Source organism: Arthrobacter sp. TmtSoilC79, assembly GCF_059739405.1.
The window spans coordinates 3,726,465-3,744,497 of record NZ_AP046051.1 but is presented as its reverse complement, the minus strand read 5'-3'; the positions used below and the strand labels follow the sequence as shown (position 1 = coordinate 3,744,497).

At 60.6% G+C, this 18,033-nt stretch carries 7 protein-coding genes and 3 rRNA genes; 8 read left to right on the top strand and 2 right to left on the bottom strand.

What is annotated here, in order from left to right; all coding sequences use genetic code 11:
* The first annotated feature begins 30 nt into the window (after positions 1-30).
* The 8 genes from AC6JA3_RS17040 (at position 31) to AC6JA3_RS17005 (ending at position 14,945) form a co-directional block, all read left to right on the top strand.
* The gene (locus AC6JA3_RS17040; RefSeq protein WP_347781840.1) at positions 31-2,118 is read left to right on the top strand and encodes an alpha-1,4-glucan--maltose-1-phosphate maltosyltransferase; all 2,088 of its coding nucleotides are present in this window, start codon (positions 31-33) and stop codon (positions 2,116-2,118) included.
* Positions 2,118-3,914 carry a maltose alpha-D-glucosyltransferase gene (treS, locus tag AC6JA3_RS17035; RefSeq protein WP_026542157.1) on the top strand — a complete coding sequence of 599 codons (1,797 nt, stop codon included), beginning with the start codon at positions 2,118-2,120 and terminating at the stop codon, positions 3,912-3,914. The genes AC6JA3_RS17040 and treS overlap by 1 nt, the downstream gene beginning before the upstream one ends.
* 1 nt (position 3,915) lies before the next feature.
* On the top strand, positions 3,916-7,608 hold the full coding sequence (locus AC6JA3_RS17030) for a 1,4-alpha-glucan branching enzyme (protein WP_347781839.1): 3,693 nt from the start codon (positions 3,916-3,918) through the stop codon (positions 7,606-7,608).
* A 561-nt stretch (positions 7,609-8,169) separates the two neighbouring features.
* Positions 8,170-9,689: ribosomal RNA gene (locus tag AC6JA3_RS17025) — 16S ribosomal RNA — on the top strand.
* A gap of 592 nt (positions 9,690-10,281) precedes the next feature.
* Positions 10,282-13,425 (top strand): 23S ribosomal RNA (locus tag AC6JA3_RS17020).
* A 169-nt stretch (positions 13,426-13,594) separates the two neighbouring features.
* A 5S ribosomal RNA gene (gene rrf / locus AC6JA3_RS17015) occupies positions 13,595-13,711 on the top strand.
* Together the 16S, 23S and 5S rRNA genes form the textbook arrangement of a ribosomal RNA operon.
* 186 nt (positions 13,712-13,897) lie before the next feature.
* Positions 13,898-14,392, top strand: coding sequence for an SRPBCC domain-containing protein (locus AC6JA3_RS17010; RefSeq protein ID WP_035761192.1), 495 nt, complete (start codon positions 13,898-13,900; stop codon positions 14,390-14,392).
* Positions 14,385-14,945, top strand: a complete 561-nt coding sequence (locus tag AC6JA3_RS17005) for a GNAT family N-acetyltransferase (protein WP_497920355.1) — start codon at positions 14,385-14,387, stop codon at positions 14,943-14,945. Before AC6JA3_RS17010 ends, AC6JA3_RS17005 begins: the two co-directional genes overlap by 8 nt.
* Here AC6JA3_RS17005 and AC6JA3_RS17000 read toward each other — a convergent pair.
* Together AC6JA3_RS17000 and AC6JA3_RS16995 are read right to left on the bottom strand one after the other, a co-directional pair.
* Positions 14,942-15,964: a LacI family DNA-binding transcriptional regulator gene (locus tag AC6JA3_RS17000; RefSeq protein WP_026548371.1), complete on the bottom strand. Its 1,023-nt coding sequence runs from the start codon at positions 15,962-15,964 to the stop codon at positions 14,942-14,944. The genes AC6JA3_RS17005 and AC6JA3_RS17000 overlap by 4 nt on opposite strands.
* 19 nt (positions 15,965-15,983) lie before the next feature.
* Positions 15,984-17,726, bottom strand: coding sequence for a glycoside hydrolase family 13 protein (locus AC6JA3_RS16995; RefSeq protein WP_347781837.1), 1,743 nt, complete (start codon positions 17,724-17,726; stop codon positions 15,984-15,986).
* Between the last annotated feature and the right edge of the window lie 307 nt (positions 17,727-18,033).

The following is an 18,033-nucleotide window of genomic DNA, read 5'->3' as shown; positions in this document are numbered from 1 at the left end:
TAGCATTCTGTGATTTTTCTCGCTAACGTCGTGGTTGTGACGAAAACCGCGCGAACCATCACCGCTCTGAAATCCAAGACGACTACGGACATCACCCAGGGACTCCGCTTCGGCCGGTTCCCCATCACTGCCGTGCAGCCGGTGGTTGAGGGTGGCCGTTTCCCGGCGAAGGCATTGCCGGGAGAGGACCTCGTTGTCGGCGCCACGGTCTTCCGGGAAGGCCATGACCAGCTCGGCGTGTCCGCTGTCCTGCTCGATCCCAGGGGCAAGGAGCGCCAGCGCGTCCGCCTGTCCCCGGCCGAGGGCGAGCAGTGGAAGGGCCTGGACCGCTGGGAGGGCCTGATCACGCCCACCGGCACCGGAGCCTGGTCCTTCGTCATTGAAGCCTGGCATGACCGCTACGGCACCTGGCACCACAATGCCGAAGTCAAGGTCGGAGCCGGCATCGACGTCGAGTTGATGCTCGCCGAGGGCGCTGCCCTCCTGGCCGAAGCAGCCGATGACGACGCCGGACGCAGCGCTGCGGAAAAGCGCACCTTGCGTGCCGCTTCCGTTGTGCTTGGCGACACCACCAAGACCGCCGAGGAGCGCCTTGGCGCCGGTTTCAGCCCTGAGGTGCAGGCCGCCGTCGGACGCGTTCCGATCCGCGAACTGGTGACCGTGTCCGAGCGCTTCCCGCTGCAGGTGGAGCGCGACCTCGCGGGACGTGGCTCCTGGTACGAGTTCTTCCCCCGCTCCGAGGGTGCCGTGCTGGATCACTCCACCGGAGCGTGGACGTCAGGCAATTTCCGTACGGCGGCCAGGAGGCTCGACGCCGTTGCGGACATGGGCTTCGACATCATCTACCTGCCACCCATCCACCCGATCGGTTTCCAGCACCGCAAGGGACGCAACAACACGCTCACGCCGGGACCGCAGGATCCGGGTTCGCCCTGGGCCATCGGTTCCAAGGACGGCGGCCATGACGCCATCCACCCGGAGCTGGGGACGTTTGAGGACTTTGATGCGTTCGTGGCACGCGCCAATGAGCTTGGACTCGAAGTTGCCCTGGACCTTGCCTTGCAAGCGGCGCCCGACCACCCTTGGGTGACGTCCAACCCTGAGTGGTTCACTACGCGCGTGGATGGTTCCATCGCCTACGCAGAGAACCCGCCGAAGAAGTACCAGGACATCTATCCGCTGAACTTTGACAACGATCCGGCCGGCCTTTCCAAGGAAATCCTGCGGATCGTCCAGCTGTGGATCAGCCACGGCGTCAAGGTTTTCCGTGTGGACAACCCGCACACCAAGCCCGTGTGGTTCTGGGAATGGTTGATCGGCAAGATCAACAAAAAGAACCCCGAGGTTGTCTTCCTGGCGGAGGCCTTTACCCGTCCGCCCATGATGCACGCCCTGGGCCGTGCCGGATTCCAGCAGTCCTACACCTACTTCACGTGGCGGAACACCAAGACTGAGCTGGAGCAGTACTTCCACGAGGTCAGCCGTGAGACCGCGGCGTTCTTCCGGCCGAACTTCTTTGTGAACACCCCGGACATCCTCACCGAGTACCTGCAGTATGGCGGTCCGGCAGCCTTCCGCATCCGGGCTGCACTTGCTGCAACGGCCAGCCCCCTCTGGGGCGTCTACGCAGGGTACGAGCTCTACGAGCACGTGGCCCGCCCGGGCGCCGAGGAGTACATCGACAACGAAAAGTACGAGTACAAGGCCAGGGACTGGGAAGGCGCAGCGGAATCCGGGCGCACCCTGACGCCGTACATCACCAGGCTCAACACCATCCGCAAGGATCACGTAGCCCTGGGTGACCTGCAGAACCTGACCCTGCACAGCAGCACAGATGACGCCACGATCGTGTACTCCAAGCACAAGACGTTGCCGGACGGCACCAAGGACACCTTGATCATGGTGGTCAACGTGGATCCGCACAGCGCCCGCGAAAGCACGGTTTCGCTGAATCTTGCCGCCCTGCAACTGGACCCGGGCGACCTCAACGAGGACGGCCGGTTCTGGGTGGATGACCTGATCACCGGCCAGAGCTGGGAGTGGGGCGAGCACAACTACGTCCGGCTGGATGCCCATGGTGAACCCGCGCACATCCTGAGCATCCGGAGGCAGCCTTAGTGAGTTTTTCTCCGCAGAACCCGAGCCAGTACTTCACTCCGAAGAACACCTTCGAGTTGAACGCCCCCGGTCTCCAGCATGATCCACACTGGTACCGGAAGGCAGTCTTCTACGAGGTACTGGTGCGGGCCTTTGCGGATGCCAACGGGGATGGTTCCGGTGATTTCCATGGCTTGATCGAGAAACTGGACTACCTGCAGTGGCTGGGCGTCGACTGCCTGTGGTTGCCGCCGTTCTTCCATTCCCCGTTGCGCGATGGCGGCTATGACATTGCGGACTACACCTCGGTCCTGGACGAGTTCGGCACCATCAGCGACTTCAAGCGGCTGGTGGCCGAGGCCCACGCCAGGGGCGTTCGGGTCATCATCGATCTTCCGCTGAACCACACCTCGGACCAGCATCCCTGGTTCCAGGAATCCCGGAAGGACCCCACGGGTCCCTATGGAGATTTCTACGTATGGAGCGATACGGACGAGAAGTACCAGGACGCCCGCATCATCTTCGTTGACACCGAGGAATCCAACTGGACGTTCGATCCCATCCGGCGCCAGTTCTTCTGGCACCGTTTCTTCTCCCACCAGCCGGACCTGAACTTCGAGAACCCCAAGGTCATTGAAGCCCTCTATGACGTGATCCGGTTCTGGCTGGACCAGGGGATCGATGGCTTCCGTGCGGATGCCATTCCGTACCTGTTCGAGGAAGACGGCACCAACTGCGAGAACCTGCCGGCAACACACACGTTCCTGCAGGATCTTCGCCGCATGGTGGACGCGAATTATCCCGGCCGGGTGATCATTGCCGAGGCCAACCAGCCGCCGCATGAAGTGGTGGAGTACTTCGGCACGGAGGAAGCGCCTGAGTGCCATATGGCGTTCCATTTCCCCATCATGCCCAGGCTGTACTACGCCCTCCGGGACCAGAAAGCCGCTCCGATCATCGAGACCTTGCGGGACACTCCGGAAATTCCCAAGGGTGCCCAGTGGGGGACGTTCCTTCGCAACCACGATGAACTCACGCTGGAGATGGTGCCGGCCGAGGAACGGGCCGCCATGCTGGGATGGTATGCCCCTGATCCCCGGATGCGGGCAAACATCGGCATCCGGCGGAGACTGGCGCCGTTGCTGGACAACTCCCGTTCCGAGATCGAACTCATCAATGCCCTGCTTCTTTCCCTTCCGGGCAGTCCCTTCTTGTACTACGGCGACGAGATCGGCATGGGGGACAACATCTGGCTCGATGACCGCGATGCCGTCAGGACTCCGATGCAATGGAACCCGGATCGCAATGCGGGGTTCTCCGGAGCTGATCCGGGCAAGCTGTACCTTCCGGTCATCCAGTCCCTGGTTTACAACTACAGCATGGCCAACGTTGAGGCCGAGGCCGCGCACTCCGGTTCACTGCTGCGCTGGACCCGGCAGATCCTCAGCGTCCGCAAGAACCATCCGGTGTTCGGCCTGGGCGGCTTCCGGCACATCGAAGCCGACCATGAAGTGGTGCTGGCCTACGTACGGGAATTGCCGGCGGGCAATCCCGAGGGCGAGGACGCAGAGACCATTTTGTGCGTCTTCAACCTCTCGCAGCACCCAGTCGCGGCAACGTTGGACATCCCCGAATTCGCGGGCCGCGGCCTGCGCGATATTTTCGGCGGCCAGCCCTTCCCGGCCGTCGGAGACAACGGTCACCTGACCGTGATGCTGGGCAGCCACAGCTTCTATTGGCTGCGGGTGCGCTCGGCCTTTTCCAATCCCTCGTCGCCTTTTACCCAGGCGATTCCCGTGGTGACCTCCAAAGGATGAGATGAGCAAGGACAACTTGAACCCCTCCATTGAAGGACTTCTCCTGACCTGGCTGCCAGGCAAGCGCTGGTTCCCCGTCAAGAGCCCCGACTTTGCCCTGAAGCAGGTGGGTGGCTTCAGGCTGCCCGGTGCCGACGGCGATACCGCGTTTGAGGTGGTGTTGCTGGCGGTCACCTACCGGACGGCCGACGGCGGTCCCCGGACTGACGTGGTGCAGGTTCCGCTGAGTTACAGGAAACAACCACTGGTGGATGCTCCGGCAGCACTGTTGGGCGAGTTTACTGACGATTCCGGCCTGCGCCTGGTGTACGACGCCGTCTACGATTCGGAATTCGTCACCGCGTGGCTGAAGCTCATGCGGAGCGAAGGAACTGTTCCGGGCCAAGGCACGGCCGGCGCCCAGGGGCACCTGACCCGTGGCCGCGTTTCGCTACCGGGAGACCCCACCTCGGTCCGTGTCCTGTCCGGTGAGCAGTCCAACACCTCAGTCATCATCGACGACGGTGACTCTGCCGCCATCCTGAAGATCTTCCGCGTGCTGGCGGCCGGAAAAAACCCTGAGGTTGAACTTGGCGCTGCCCTGACCGCAGCCGGGACCAGTGAGGTTCCCGCCACGCTGGGTTGGATCACCGGTTCCTGGGATGGGCCGGGAACGAGCGGATCCACGGTGGCCACCGGCGAACTGACCGTGGCGCACGAATTCCTGCTCGGTGGGCTGGATGCCTGGCGGTTGGCGGTGGAAGCGGCCGCTGCAGGCAAGGATTTCACTGCAGAGGCCCGGGGTCTCGGAGCCGCCACGGCGACCGTTCATGCCAGGCTTGCAGAAACTTTCGGCACCCAGGACGGACAGGAACAGGGCCCGGACATCATTGCCACTGTAGCCCGGCGCGTCCGCCAGTCCTGGGCGGAGGCCGCGTCCGCCGTCGGGCCTTATGACGGGAACCTTGAGGAACTGCTGGCGGCTCTGGATCCCAGGGACGTAGGGCAGTTGCAGCGCGTCCATGGTGATCTCCACCTGGGACAGATTCTGCTGGTTCCCGGCGAAGGGTCCGTGTCCGGCAGCGATGGGCAGGCCGGCCGCTGGGCCATCCTCGACTTCGAGGGTGAGCCGCTCCGGACCATCGACGAGCGCAACAGCCCCGATCTTCCCCTGCGCGACGTGACGGGCATGCTGCGGTCATTCGACTACGCCGCCGGTGCTGCCGAACGCGAAAACGAGGAAACCGCAGCCAAGGTGCCCGAAACCTGGGTGGATGACTGTGCTGCAGCGTTCCTCGAGGGGTACAGCGATGTCACCCCGGGAACCATAGACCGCCGCTCGCCGCTCTTTGTGGCATTGTGGCTGGACAAGGCCTTATACGAGGTGGTGTACGAGCTGCGGAACCGGCCGGATTGGCTGGCCATCCCGGTGAATGCATCGCGACGAATCCTCGACAACACAAACCGCGGAAAGCACGCGGCAGCTATAGCGGAAGGTAATGACATGACTGGCTCTGCACGCACCGAACGGCCCCGAGTTCCCCTGCACGTGGACTCCGAGACCTTGGAACGCGTGGCAGCCGGCGCCTACCACGCGCCGCATTCGGTCCTCGGCGCCCACTTGGACGACCACGGACACGTCACCATCCGTACTGTGAAGCACCTCGCCAAGTCCGTGGCAGTGGTGACCGAGGCGGGCCGTACCGAGGCCACGCACGAGTCCCACGGCGTCTGGACTGCCGTCCTTGAACCCCTGCAGGCGGGCCACGTGCCGGACTACCGTCTGGAAGTGGTGTACGACGTCGAACCCGTCACCATCGATGACCCGTACCACTACCTGCCTACCGTGGGTGAGGTGGACCTGCACCTGATCGGCGAAGGACGCCACGAGCGCCTCTGGGATGTGCTTGGTGCGCACGTCCAGCATTATCGCTCCGCGCTCAGCGAGGTGGACGGTGTCTCCTTCGCCGTCTGGGCTCCCAATGCCCAAGCCGTCCGGGTGAAGGGCGATTTCAACGGGTGGGACGGTCGATCCCACGGCATGCGGTCCCTGGGCTCCTCCGGGGTGTGGGAAATCTTCATTCCGGGCGTTGTAGCAGGGGCGTGCTACAAATACGAGATCCTGACCAAGGCCGGTCACTGGATAGAGAAGGCCGACCCCCTGGCGTTCGGTACCGAGGTCCCGCCGTTGACGGCATCGCGCGTGGTTGAACCCGGCTACCGCTTCAAGGATGCGGAATGGATGGCGGCCCGGGCCCAAAAGGACCCGCACAATTCGCCGATGAGCGTCTACGAAGTCCACTTGGGCTCATGGCGGCTGGGCCTTGGCTACAAAGAGCTCGCCAAAGAGCTGGTTGACTACGTCAAATGGCTTGGCTTCTCGCACGTCGAGTTCATGCCGGTGGCCGAGCACCCCTTCGGTGGTTCGTGGGGTTACCAGGTGACCTCCTACTTCGCGCCGACGTCACGCTTCGGCCATCCGGATGAGTTCCGGTTCCTGGTGGACTCCCTCCACCAGGCCGGAATTGGTGTGCTCTTGGACTGGGTCCCCGCCCATTTCCCCAAGGATTCCTGGGCCCTGGCGCAGTTCGACGGCCAGCCGCTCTATGAGCACTCCGATCCCGCGCTGGGGGAGCACCCGGACTGGGGAACCTTGATCTTCGACTTTGGACGCAGCGAGGTCCGGAACTTCCTGGTGGCCAACGCGCTGTACTGGCTGGAGGAATTCCACATCGACGGCCTGCGCGTAGACGCTGTGGCGTCCATGATTTACCTGGACTATTCCCGCGAGGAAGGCCAGTGGAGGCCCAACAAGTTTGGCGGCCGCGAAAACCTTGAAGCGATTTCCTTCATGCAGGAAGTCAACGCCACGGTCTACAAGTCGCACCCGGGAGCCATCATCATTGCCGAGGAATCCACGGCATTCCCCGGCGTCACCGCTCCCACCAACCACGGCGGGCTGGGCTTCGGACTCAAATGGAACATGGGGTGGATGCACGATTCCCTCAAGTACATTTCAGAGGACCCCATCAACCGCAAGTGGCACCACGGCACCATCACGTTCTCCCTGGTTTACGCTTTCACCGAGAACTTCCTGCTGCCCATCAGCCACGATGAAGTAGTTCACGGCAAGGGCTCCATGCTGCGGAAGATGCCAGGGGACCGTTGGCAGCAGCTGGCAAACCTGCGTGCGTTCTTCGCCTACCAGTGGGCGCACCCGGGCAAGCAGCTGATCTTCATGGGTACCGAGTTCGGCCAGGAAGCAGAGTGGTCCGAACAGTACGGACTGGATTGGTTCCTCGCTGACATTCCCGCACACCGCGGACTGCAACTCTTGATCAAGGATTTGAACGGGCTTTACACCTCCACACCATCCTTGTACCAGCGGGACAACGAGGCCGGCGGTTTCCAGTGGATCAACGGCGCGGACGCTGACCACAACGTCCTCACCTTCATCCGTTGGGACCACGAGGGCAAACCCTTGGTGTGCGCAGTGAACTTCTCCGGTGCTCCGCACAAGGACTACATCCTTGGTGTGCCTGCTGCCGGGGAATGGACCGAAGTCCTCAATACCGACTCCGAAACCTACGGCGGCTCCGGAGTCCTGAATGCAGGATCCCTGACGGCATCGACTCCCGGAGCAGATGGGCAGCCCGCAGCGTTGACAGTCACCCTGCCACCGCTCGGCGCTTCGTGGTTCACCCTGGCGGACTGACCCTCTCCCACGTCACCGCCCTTTTCCAGCGTCCCTCTCTCACATAACGGCCGCTTTCGAGCAACGCTCTCTCACTCAGGTGGGGGAGCGTTGCTGGTTCCGCCCGGCTTTGGTTTGCGGCCCGGTTCAGGGGCAAACGTCCGACGACGGCGGCCCTCACCAAGGTGGCTTTGCCAACGGGGGCAAAGTGTGGGTATAGTTAGTACCCGCGCTGCTCCACTGGTTGAGACCGCAAACTGACAAGAAACCGCAAGGAAAAATCAAGTCAGTCTTGACGATTTGACTCAGGTGAAGCTAGCCGGTAAGTTTGAAAAGTTGCTCCGGAGCGATCCTGGACCCTGGTGGGTGTGGGTGGTGCCGGTAGTGTCTGTTGTTTGAGAACTCAATAGTGTGCCAAGTTTGTTGATGCCGATTGTTTTATTGATTGGTTGAAATTATGGCCGGATTGCTGCGCACCCCCGTGTGTGGTGGTCTGGTTTTCAGCTGGTTTCGAATTTTGTGCAGCCGCGTCCTGTCGTTATTTCCGGTGGGTGTGGTTGTGTCTGTTTGATTTGTTTTACTTCAACGGAGAGTTTGATCCTGGCTCAGGATGAACGCTGGCGGCGTGCTTAACACATGCAAGTCGAACGATGATCCCAGCTTGCTGGGGGATTAGTGGCGAACGGGTGAGTAACACGTGAGTAACCTGCCCTTGACTCTGGGATAAGCCTGGGAAACTGGGTCTAATACCGGATATGACTCCTCATCGCATGGTGGGGGGTGGAAAGCTTTTGTGGTTTTGGATGGACTCGCGGCCTATCAGCTTGTTGGTGGGGTAATGGCCTACCAAGGCGACGACGGGTAGCCGGCCTGAGAGGGTGACCGGCCACACTGGGACTGAGACACGGCCCAGACTCCTACGGGAGGCAGCAGTGGGGAATATTGCACAATGGGCGCAAGCCTGATGCAGCGACGCCGCGTGAGGGATGACGGCCTTCGGGTTGTAAACCTCTTTCAGTAGGGAAGAAGCGAAAGTGACGGTACCTGCAGAAGAAGCGCCGGCTAACTACGTGCCAGCAGCCGCGGTAATACGTAGGGCGCAAGCGTTATCCGGAATTATTGGGCGTAAAGAGCTCGTAGGCGGTTTGTCGCGTCTGCTGTGAAAGACCGGGGCTCAACTCCGGTTCTGCAGTGGGTACGGGCAGACTAGAGTGCAGTAGGGGAGACTGGAATTCCTGGTGTAGCGGTGAAATGCGCAGATATCAGGAGGAACACCGATGGCGAAGGCAGGTCTCTGGGCTGTAACTGACGCTGAGGAGCGAAAGCATGGGGAGCGAACAGGATTAGATACCCTGGTAGTCCATGCCGTAAACGTTGGGCACTAGGTGTGGGGGACATTCCACGTTTTCCGCGCCGTAGCTAACGCATTAAGTGCCCCGCCTGGGGAGTACGGCCGCAAGGCTAAAACTCAAAGGAATTGACGGGGGCCCGCACAAGCGGCGGAGCATGCGGATTAATTCGATGCAACGCGAAGAACCTTACCAAGGCTTGACATGAACCGGTAATACCTGGAAACAGGTGCCCCGCTTGCGGTCGGTTTACAGGTGGTGCATGGTTGTCGTCAGCTCGTGTCGTGAGATGTTGGGTTAAGTCCCGCAACGAGCGCAACCCTCGTTCTATGTTGCCAGCGCGTTATGGCGGGGACTCATAGGAGACTGCCGGGGTCAACTCGGAGGAAGGTGGGGACGACGTCAAATCATCATGCCCCTTATGTCTTGGGCTTCACGCATGCTACAATGGCCGGTACAAAGGGTTGCGATACTGTGAGGTGGAGCTAATCCCAAAAAGCCGGTCTCAGTTCGGATTGGGGTCTGCAACTCGACCCCATGAAGTCGGAGTCGCTAGTAATCGCAGATCAGCAACGCTGCGGTGAATACGTTCCCGGGCCTTGTACACACCGCCCGTCAAGTCACGAAAGTTGGTAACACCCGAAGCCGGTGGCCTAACCCTTGTGGGGGGAGCCGTCGAAGGTGGGACCGGCGATTGGGACTAAGTCGTAACAAGGTAGCCGTACCGGAAGGTGCGGCTGGATCACCTCCTTTCTAAGGAGCTGCTAGCAGTCGTGTTGTTTGCCTGCATGGGTGGATGACGGGTTGCCAGTGTTGCCCATTGCGCAGGCGTTTGTTCTGCGGTGGGTGCTCATGGGTGGAATATCAACAAATCATTTTTTGGCATGGCCTTTGCTGGTTGTGTCCTGGTGTTAGTACGGCATCTTGTGTCCTCTTTTGGGGGGTGTGGGGTGTGTGGAACGCTGCTGGGGCGTGGTTGGTGGGTTGTGTTTGGCGCACTGTTGGGTCCTGAGGCAACAGGACCTTTTTGCAGCAATGCAGGGGGGCATCTTCTGGTGTTTCTTTTGTTCCTGCTTCCGGTTTTCCTTGTCTGTTTGTCATGGTCCGTGCACGTTGGTGTGTGGGTTGTGGTGGGTGGGGGGCTGGTTGATGGGGTTGTTGTTTGAGAACTACATAGTGGACGCGAGCATCTGAAACATGCACGGTGGCTGATTATCCTTTTGTCCTTCCCTTTTTTGGGTGGGTGGGGGTGGTTGGTGTGTGTGTTTCTACAGCAATTTCTTATGAATGAACCTTGGGCCCAAGTGGCTCGTGGTTCTCTCGAGTAAGTTTATTGATCTTGTGTGGTCAAGTTTTTAAGGGCACACGGTGGATGCCTTGGCATTAGGAGCCGAAGAAGGACGTAGGAATCTGCGATAAGCCTGGGGGAGTTGATAACCGAGCGTTGATCCCAGGATGTCCGAATGGGGAAACCCCGCACAACGCTGCAAGGTGATTGTGTGACCCGCATCTGAACACATAGGGTGCGTGGGGGGAACGCGGGGAAGTGAAACATCTCAGTACCCGCAGGAAGAGAAAACAATAGTGATTCCGTTAGTAGTGGCGAGCGAACGCGGATCAGGCTAAACCGTTTCCATGTGTGATAGCCGGCGGGCGTTGCATGGGCGGGGTTGTGGGACTTTCCGTTCTGGTTCTGCCGGACCAGTGGGGTGATGTGCGTGCATAGGTGAACGGTCTTGAAAGGCCGGCCAGAGAGGGTGTGAGCCCCGTAACCGTAATGTTGTGTGCAGCCTGGAGAGTATCCCAAGTAGCACGGGGCCCGAGAAATCCCGTGCGAATCTGTCAGGACCACCTGATAAGCCTAAATACTTCCTAATGACCGATAGCGGACCAGTACCGTGAGGGAAAGGTGAAAAGTACCCCGGGAGGGGAGTGAAACAGTACCTGAAACCGTGTGCTTACAATCCGTCGGAGCCAGTCTGATTCTGGTGACGGCGTGCCTTTTGAAGAATGAGCCTGCGAGTTAGTGTTACGTCGCGAGGTTAACCCGTGTGGGGTAGCCGTAGCGAAAGCGAGTCTGAATAGGGCGAGTGTAGTGGCGTGATCTAGACCCGAAGCGGAGTGATCTACCCATGGCCAGGTTGAAGCGACGGTAAGACGTCGTGGAGGACCGAACCCACTTCAGTTGAAAATGGAGGGGATGAGCTGTGGGTAGGGGTGAAAGGCCAATCAAACTCCGTGATAGCTGGTTCTCCCCGAAATGCATTTAGGTGCAGCGTTGCGTGTTTCTTGCCGGAGGTAGAGCTACTGGATGGCCGATGGGCCCTACAAGGTTACTGACGTCAGCCAAACTCCGAATGCCGGTAAGTGAGAGCGCAGCAGTGAGACTGTGGGGGATAAGCTTCATAGTCGAGAGGGAAACAGCCCAGACCACCAACTAAGGCCCCTAAGCGTGTGCTAAGTGGGAAAGGATGTGGAGTTGCGAAGACAACCAGGAGGTTGGCTTAGAAGCAGCCATCCTTGAAAGAGTGCGTAATAGCTCACTGGTCAAGTGATTCCGCGCCGACAATGTAGCGGGGCTCAAGTACACCGCCGAAGTTGTGGATTTCACACATTGCCCTAGCCTTCGTGGTTCAGGGGTGTGGAGTGGTAGGGGAGCGTCGTGTGGGCAGTGAAGTCGCGGTGTAAACCAGCGGTGGAGCCTACACGAGTGAGAATGCAGGCATGAGTAGCGAAAGACGGGTGAGAAACCCGTCCGCCGAATGATCAAGGGTTCCAGGGTCAAGCTAATCTGCCCTGGGTAAGTCGGGACCTAAGGCGAGGCCGACAGGCGTAGTCGATGGACAACGGGTTGATATTCCCGTACCGGCGAAAAACCGCCCATGCCAAGCGGGGGATACTAACCGCCCGGAGCCTGCCCGCTCACCCTTGTGGTGTTGTGGGTTTTGGCCGAGCGCGGGACCTGATCCTGGGAGGTAAGCGTATTAACAGGTGTGACGCAGGAAGGTAGCCGGGCCGGGCGATGGTTGCCCCGGTCTAAGGATGTAGGGTCAGGGATAGGCAAATCCGTTCCTGTGTGCTTCGAGCACGTGCCTGAGATCTGATGGGACTCCCGTAAGGGGGGATCCGGTGATCCTATGCTGCCAAGAAAAGCATCGACGCGAGGTTTTAGCCGCCCGTACCCCAAACCGACACAGGTGATCAGGTAGAGAATACCAAGGCGATCGAGAGAATTATGGTTAAGGAACTCGGCAAAATGCCCCCGTAACTTCGGGAGAAGGGGGGCCTGCCCCGTGATGGAGACTTGCTCTCCGTGAGCGGGTGTGGGCCGCAGAGACCAGGGGGAAGCGACTGTTTACTAAAAACACAGGTCCGTGCGAAGTCGCAAGACGATGTATACGGACTGACTCCTGCCCGGTGCTGGAAGGTTAAGAGGACCGGTTAGCCCCTTGTGGGCGAAGCTGAGAATTTAAGCCCCAGTAAACGGCGGTGGTAACTATAACCATCCTAAGGTAGCGAAATTCCTTGTCGGGTAAGTTCCGACCTGCACGAATGGAGTAACGACTTCCCCGCTGTCTCAACCATAAACTCGGCGAAATTGCAGTACGAGTAAAGATGCTCGTTACGCGCAGCAGGACGGAAAGACCCCGAGACCTTTACTATAGTTTGGTATTGGTGTTCGGAGTGGCTTGTGTAGGATAGGTGGGAGACGTTGAAACCCGGACGCCAGTTCGGGTGGAGTCATCGTTGAAATACCACTCTGGTCACTTTGGACATCTAACTTCGGCCCGTGATCCGGGTCAGGGACAGTGCCTGATGGGTAGTTTAACTGGGGCGGTTGCCTCCTAAAAAGTAACGGAGGCGCCCAAAGGTTCCCTCAGCCTGGTTGGCAATCAGGTGTCGAGTGTAAGTGCACAAGGGAGCTTGACTGTGAGAGAGACATCTCAAGCAGGGACGAAAGTCGGGACTAGTGATCCGGCGGTACATTGTGGAATGGCCGTCGCTCAACGGATAAAAGGTACCTCGGGGATAACAGGCTGATCTTGCCCAAGAGTCCATATCGACGGCATGGTTTGGCACCTCGATGTCGGCTCGTCGCATCCTGGGGCTGGAGTAGGTCCCAAGGGTTGGGCTGTTCGCCCATTAAAGCGGTACGCGAGCTGGGTTTAGAACGTCGTGAGACAGTTCGGTCCCTATCCGCTGCGCGCGCAGGAAATTTGAGAAGGGCTGTCCTTAGTACGAGAGGACCGGGACGGACGAACCTCTGGTGTGTCAGTTGTACTGCCAAGTGCATCGCTGATTAGCTACGTTCGGATGGGATAACCGCTGAAAGCATCTAAGCGGGAAGCTCGCTTCAAGATGAGATTTCCATACACATTATGTGTGAGAGGCCCCCAGCCAGACCACTGGGTTGATAGGCCGGATGTGGAAGCGAGGACTAAAGACTCGTGAAGCTGACCGGTACTAATAGGCCAACAACTTACACCACACAAACACACTGCACGCGTCCACTATGTGGTTCCCGAACAACAACCGTTCACAGGAACCAAACAACTGAATAACAACCAAGCACCACAGTTGTAACCACAAACTTCCCACCCAGGACAACCACACCCCCAACACAGGGTGTCCGGTCAGACCGGGACGGGTAAAAAGGTTACGGCGGTCATAGCGTGGGGGAAACGCCCGGTCCCATTCCGAACCCGGAAGCTAAGACCCACAGCGCCGATGGTACTGCACCCGGGAGGGTGTGGGAGAGTAGGACACCGCCGGACACACATTAGGCAAGAGCCCCGACCACAGGTCGGGGCTCTTCCCCTTTAACCACCACAACCACCTTTTACGGACCACCCTCGCAACCACCGTTTCACGGACCGGACCGGACCAGACCAGCACGGCCCCGGTCGCCACCAGAACACCGGCCAGGTAGCTTTCTGCCGGCACCGGTAGAGTTGGTGGTCATGGAAAACCTCTTCAGCCACCCAGCCTCTGAGTCCGAGCCGTCACAGCCAGTGGGCGGTGCACTGGAGCCTCTCATCTTCAGCGTTGTAGTGCCCACCAACATTTCGCACGCTTTCCAAGGATTCACCGATCATCCGCACCTGTGGTGGCCGCTGGAGCAAGAGAGTGTCTACGGCGTTGGGTCCCATGTGGAGTTCGAAGAGAACCTGATTCTTGAGACGGCCGAGGACGGGCGTACCTCGGTCTGGGGCACCATCGACGACTGGCAGCCCCCACTGTCTTTCCATGCCAGCTGGTATCCGGCCGGCACTCCGCTGTGGTCCACCGAGATCCGCGTGGTCTTTGGCGCTGTGGAGGACGGGACCGAAGTACGTCTGATCCACGACGGGTGGGAAGGCGCCGAGGATCCCGCGGCTTCGCGTGCGTCCTACGCCGAAGGTTGGCCGCGTGTTCTGGATCGCTACGCCAGGTTCATGGGCGGAGCCATTGCCTAGGATCCGCAGGCTTCATTCGAGTGACTGGCAGTTGCTGCGTGAGGTTCGGCTGGAAATGCTCGCGGACACCCCCATGGCCTACATTGAGAGCCTTGAGTCAGCACGCCGGCAGACCGACACCCAGTGGCAGGAACGTGCCGCGGCCATGTCCGGGGACAACAGCTTGACCTTGGTGGCCGATGCCGGTCATGAAGGCAGCAATTTCTGCGCGTTGATGCGTGTGGTCCTCAAGCACCCCCAAAGCCCGGAGAAGCCGCTGCAGGCCATGCTCATCAGCGTTTACGTGGCTCCGCGGCTCCGCGGCTTGGGTCTGGCCGATGAGCTCCTCAACGAGGCCTGCAAAGCGGCCGGGGAAGAACTCGGGGCACAGACTATCGAGCTCGGGGTCCACGAGGACAATGCACGGGCTCTGGCGTTTTACCGGCGTCATGGCTTTGAGGCAACAGGCGCCAGCCGGGCTTATCCGCAAGACACGTCCAAACGCGAGCTCACCATGGAACGGCGGCTTGCTGAGGGAGCCACCGGCATATCCCGGCAAGGACTGAACGCCTAGGAGGTCCCTGCCCTGGGAACAGCGGTGCTTGAGCGGACCACCAACTTAGTGGGATGTTCGGTGTCAGCTGGTTCCAGGACCATTCCCTCGGCGATCGCACCCAGAAGTGTACGGACAGCCAATGCTCCCTGGCCTTTGGCATCCTGGTCAATGGTGGTCAGGCCAAGGACGTTGCCAAGGTCGTGTCCGTCGATTCCCATGACGGAAAGGTCATCCGGAATTCGGAGCCCGAAGTCCCGGGCAGCCAGGATAGTGCCGATGGCCATCTCGTCGGAAGCGGCAAAAACAGCTGTGGGCCTGTCAGGGGCGCCGGCAAGCAGCTGTCTGGCTGCGGCGTAGGCGCCTTCAATGGTGAAGTCAGCGGAAACGATCCATTCGGGACTGACGGGACATCCGGCGTCGTTCATTGCGTCTTCGAATCCGCTCCGGCGGGTTCCCGGAAGATGGAAGTCTTGGTCGTAGGCCTCGTTGCCGGTAATGTGCGCGATCTTGGTGTGACCCAGGCCGAGCAAGTGGTTGGTGGCCTTTCGCGCGATAGCGGAGTCGTCGATCCTGATGGTAGAGGCTCCGGGCAAAGGACCTCCGATGCCGACGATTGGCCGGTGCATCGCGTGGAGCTGCTGAAGTTCGGCTTCGCTCAGTTCCAGTGACACGGCGATCACCGCGTCAACCCGTTTGCGCAGGAGGAAGTCGTTGAAGACGCTGTGCCGGTGCTCGGTATTTTCGCCGATGTTGTAAAGGGTGAGGTCGTAGCCGGCTTCGAGAAGCGCGGCCGAGACGCCCTCGATCACCGCTGAGAAGAACCAGCGGTGGACCGAGGGCACCACCAAGCCGACGTTGTGCGTGCGCCCGGAGGCCAGGCTTGAAGCATGGTAGGACAGAACAAAGCCCAGCTCGGCGGCGGCTGCGCGTGCACGCTCACGGCTTGCGGGCGATACGTTGCCCTTGCCGCTAAGCGCCCGTGAAACCGTGGCAACGGACAGCCCTGCGCGCTCGGCTACGTCCTTGATGCCCGTCATGCCGCTCCTTGGTGAAAAATCAGCTGACTGTCAGCCAGATTGTCTCCCCTGAGCCTAGTTGATCCGGGCCTGCTTGATCTGAACCCAGTGCCGCAGCACTGCGCAGGATGGTGGCACCATCCGGGAGTGGCAGCGGATCGGCACCGACGTTCATGACCACCAGCGTGTTCCCGTTCAGGTAGGCCAGTGCGGACTCCGTGCAGTAGTCCTCCACCCAGGCGAGGGAGCCCTCGCCGAGCCGGTGCGTGGCGCGTTCAGCGAGCATGGCACGGTAAAGGTTAAGGTGCGACGCCGGATCGGACTCCTGCTTGTCCCTTGCCAGTGCGGGCCAGGACTCGGGCTGGGGCAACCAGGGATCACTGCCGCTGCCGAACCCGGAGTGGGGTTCGGACGAACGCCAAGGCAGCGGCACCCGGCAGCCGTCGCGGCCAATGCGGGCTCCGCCCGTGCGGACGAAGGTTGGGTCCTGGCGCATGCTGCCTGGAATGCTGGAGGAATCGGGGAGGCCCAGTTCTTCGCCTTGGTAGAGGTAGGCACCGCCCGGGAGCCCGAGCATGAACAACGTTGCCGCGGCAGCCCGGCGTCGTCCGAGTTCTTCGTTGGGCTGCGCGTCGTCCGGGCCGATGCCGTCGCCGTCGCGGGGCCCCGGTCCGTCGTACCCGAACCGTGAGACGTGTCGGACAACATCGTGGTTGGACAGAACCCAGGTGCTGGGAGCGCCCACGGCGTCGAGGGACACCAGGGAATCGGTGATGATGTGGCGCAGGCGGTTAACGTCCAGCCCGGCATGCAGGTAGGGGAAATTGAACGCCTGGTGCATTTCATCGGGGCGGACCCACTGGGCCAGCCGGGGGAGCGGATCCACATTTGCTTCGGCGCAGAGGATGCGGTCAGGACCGTATTCTTCCAGGATGGAACGCCAGCGGCGGTAAATGTCATGGAGGGCCGGCTGGCCGAACATCGGGGCATCCTGGCCGGGGAAGCCATCGGAGCTGTTGCCGTCGGGGCGTCCGCCCCAGTTGGGCAGTCCGGCTGCCTTGACCAGCGCGTGGGCGACGTCGACGCGGAACCCGGAAATTCCGCGGTCCAGCCAGAAGCGGAGGACGCGTTCGAACTCAGCGTGCACCGCCGGGTTGTCCCAGTTGAAGTCAGGCTGCGAGGAATCGAAGAGGTGGAGGAACCATTGCCCCGGCCGGCCGTTTGGCTCCGTGATGCGTGTCCATGCCGGGCCGCCAAAATGGGACTGCCAGTTGTTCGGTGGCTCGCTGCCGTTAGGTCCCTGGCCGTCGCGGAAAATGAACATGTCCCGCTCGGCGCTGTGGGCGCCCGCAGTGAGTGCTGCCTGGAAGGCCACGTGCTGGTCTGAGCAGTGGTTGGGAACGAGGTCCGCGATAACGCGCAGGTTGAGCCTGTTGGCCTCGGCGATCAGGGCATCGAAGTCGGCCAGGGTGCCGAACAGGGGATCGACGTCGCAGTAGTCGCTGACGTCGTAGCCTGCGTCCCGTTGGGGTGAGCGGTAGAACGGCGACAACCACACGGCGTCGACGCCCAATCCGGCCAACTGGGAGAGCTCGGCGGTAATCCCTGCCAGATCGCCGACGCCGTCGCCGTTGAGGTCGCGGAACGAGCGCGGGTAGATCTGGTAAATCACAGCCGAACGCCACCATCCGTGCGCCGTGGAGGCGTCGTGGACCGGGGTCAGCTGGGTGAAAGCTGCAGTGGGCTCTTGGGTCGCAACCGAGAGCATTGAATCAACGGACATGAACACATCGTAAAAGAGATTTTGGAAAATTGTAAACGTTTCCAGTCCTAAGGGTGCTGGCTTTTCGACCGCTCCGCAGGGTGGGGTTTTCATATCCGCATGATGGGCTGTGGAAGCGCTTGCAGTTGTGAGCCATATCACCAGCGTTGGAGTGGCCTTGGAGCCCTTCCCGACGCCATGCTCAATATTGCCCAGCGACAGGCATTGCTTGCCGCCCCACAGTACGGGACCGGAAAGGTGACCTCGGCACCTGCCGGGCCATCCGGCGTCGACGGTGTTTTCCTGCGCGACAGTGTTTGCCTGCGTG

Excerpts from the sequence above, each read along its gene's own strand:
- AC6JA3_RS17000 (WP_026548371.1), bottom strand. The coding sequence starts at position 15,964 with ATGACGGGCATCAAGGACGTAGCCGAGCGCGCAGGGCTGTCCGTTGCC.
- AC6JA3_RS17030 (WP_347781839.1), top strand. The coding sequence starts at position 3,916 with ATGAGCAAGGACAACTTGAACCCCTCCATTGAAGGACTTCTCCTGACC.
- AC6JA3_RS16995 (WP_347781837.1), bottom strand. The coding sequence starts at position 17,726 with ATGTCCGTTGATTCAATGCTCTCGGTTGCGACCCAAGAGCCCACTGCA.
- AC6JA3_RS17010 (WP_035761192.1), top strand. The coding sequence starts at position 13,898 with ATGGAAAACCTCTTCAGCCACCCAGCCTCTGAGTCCGAGCCGTCACAG.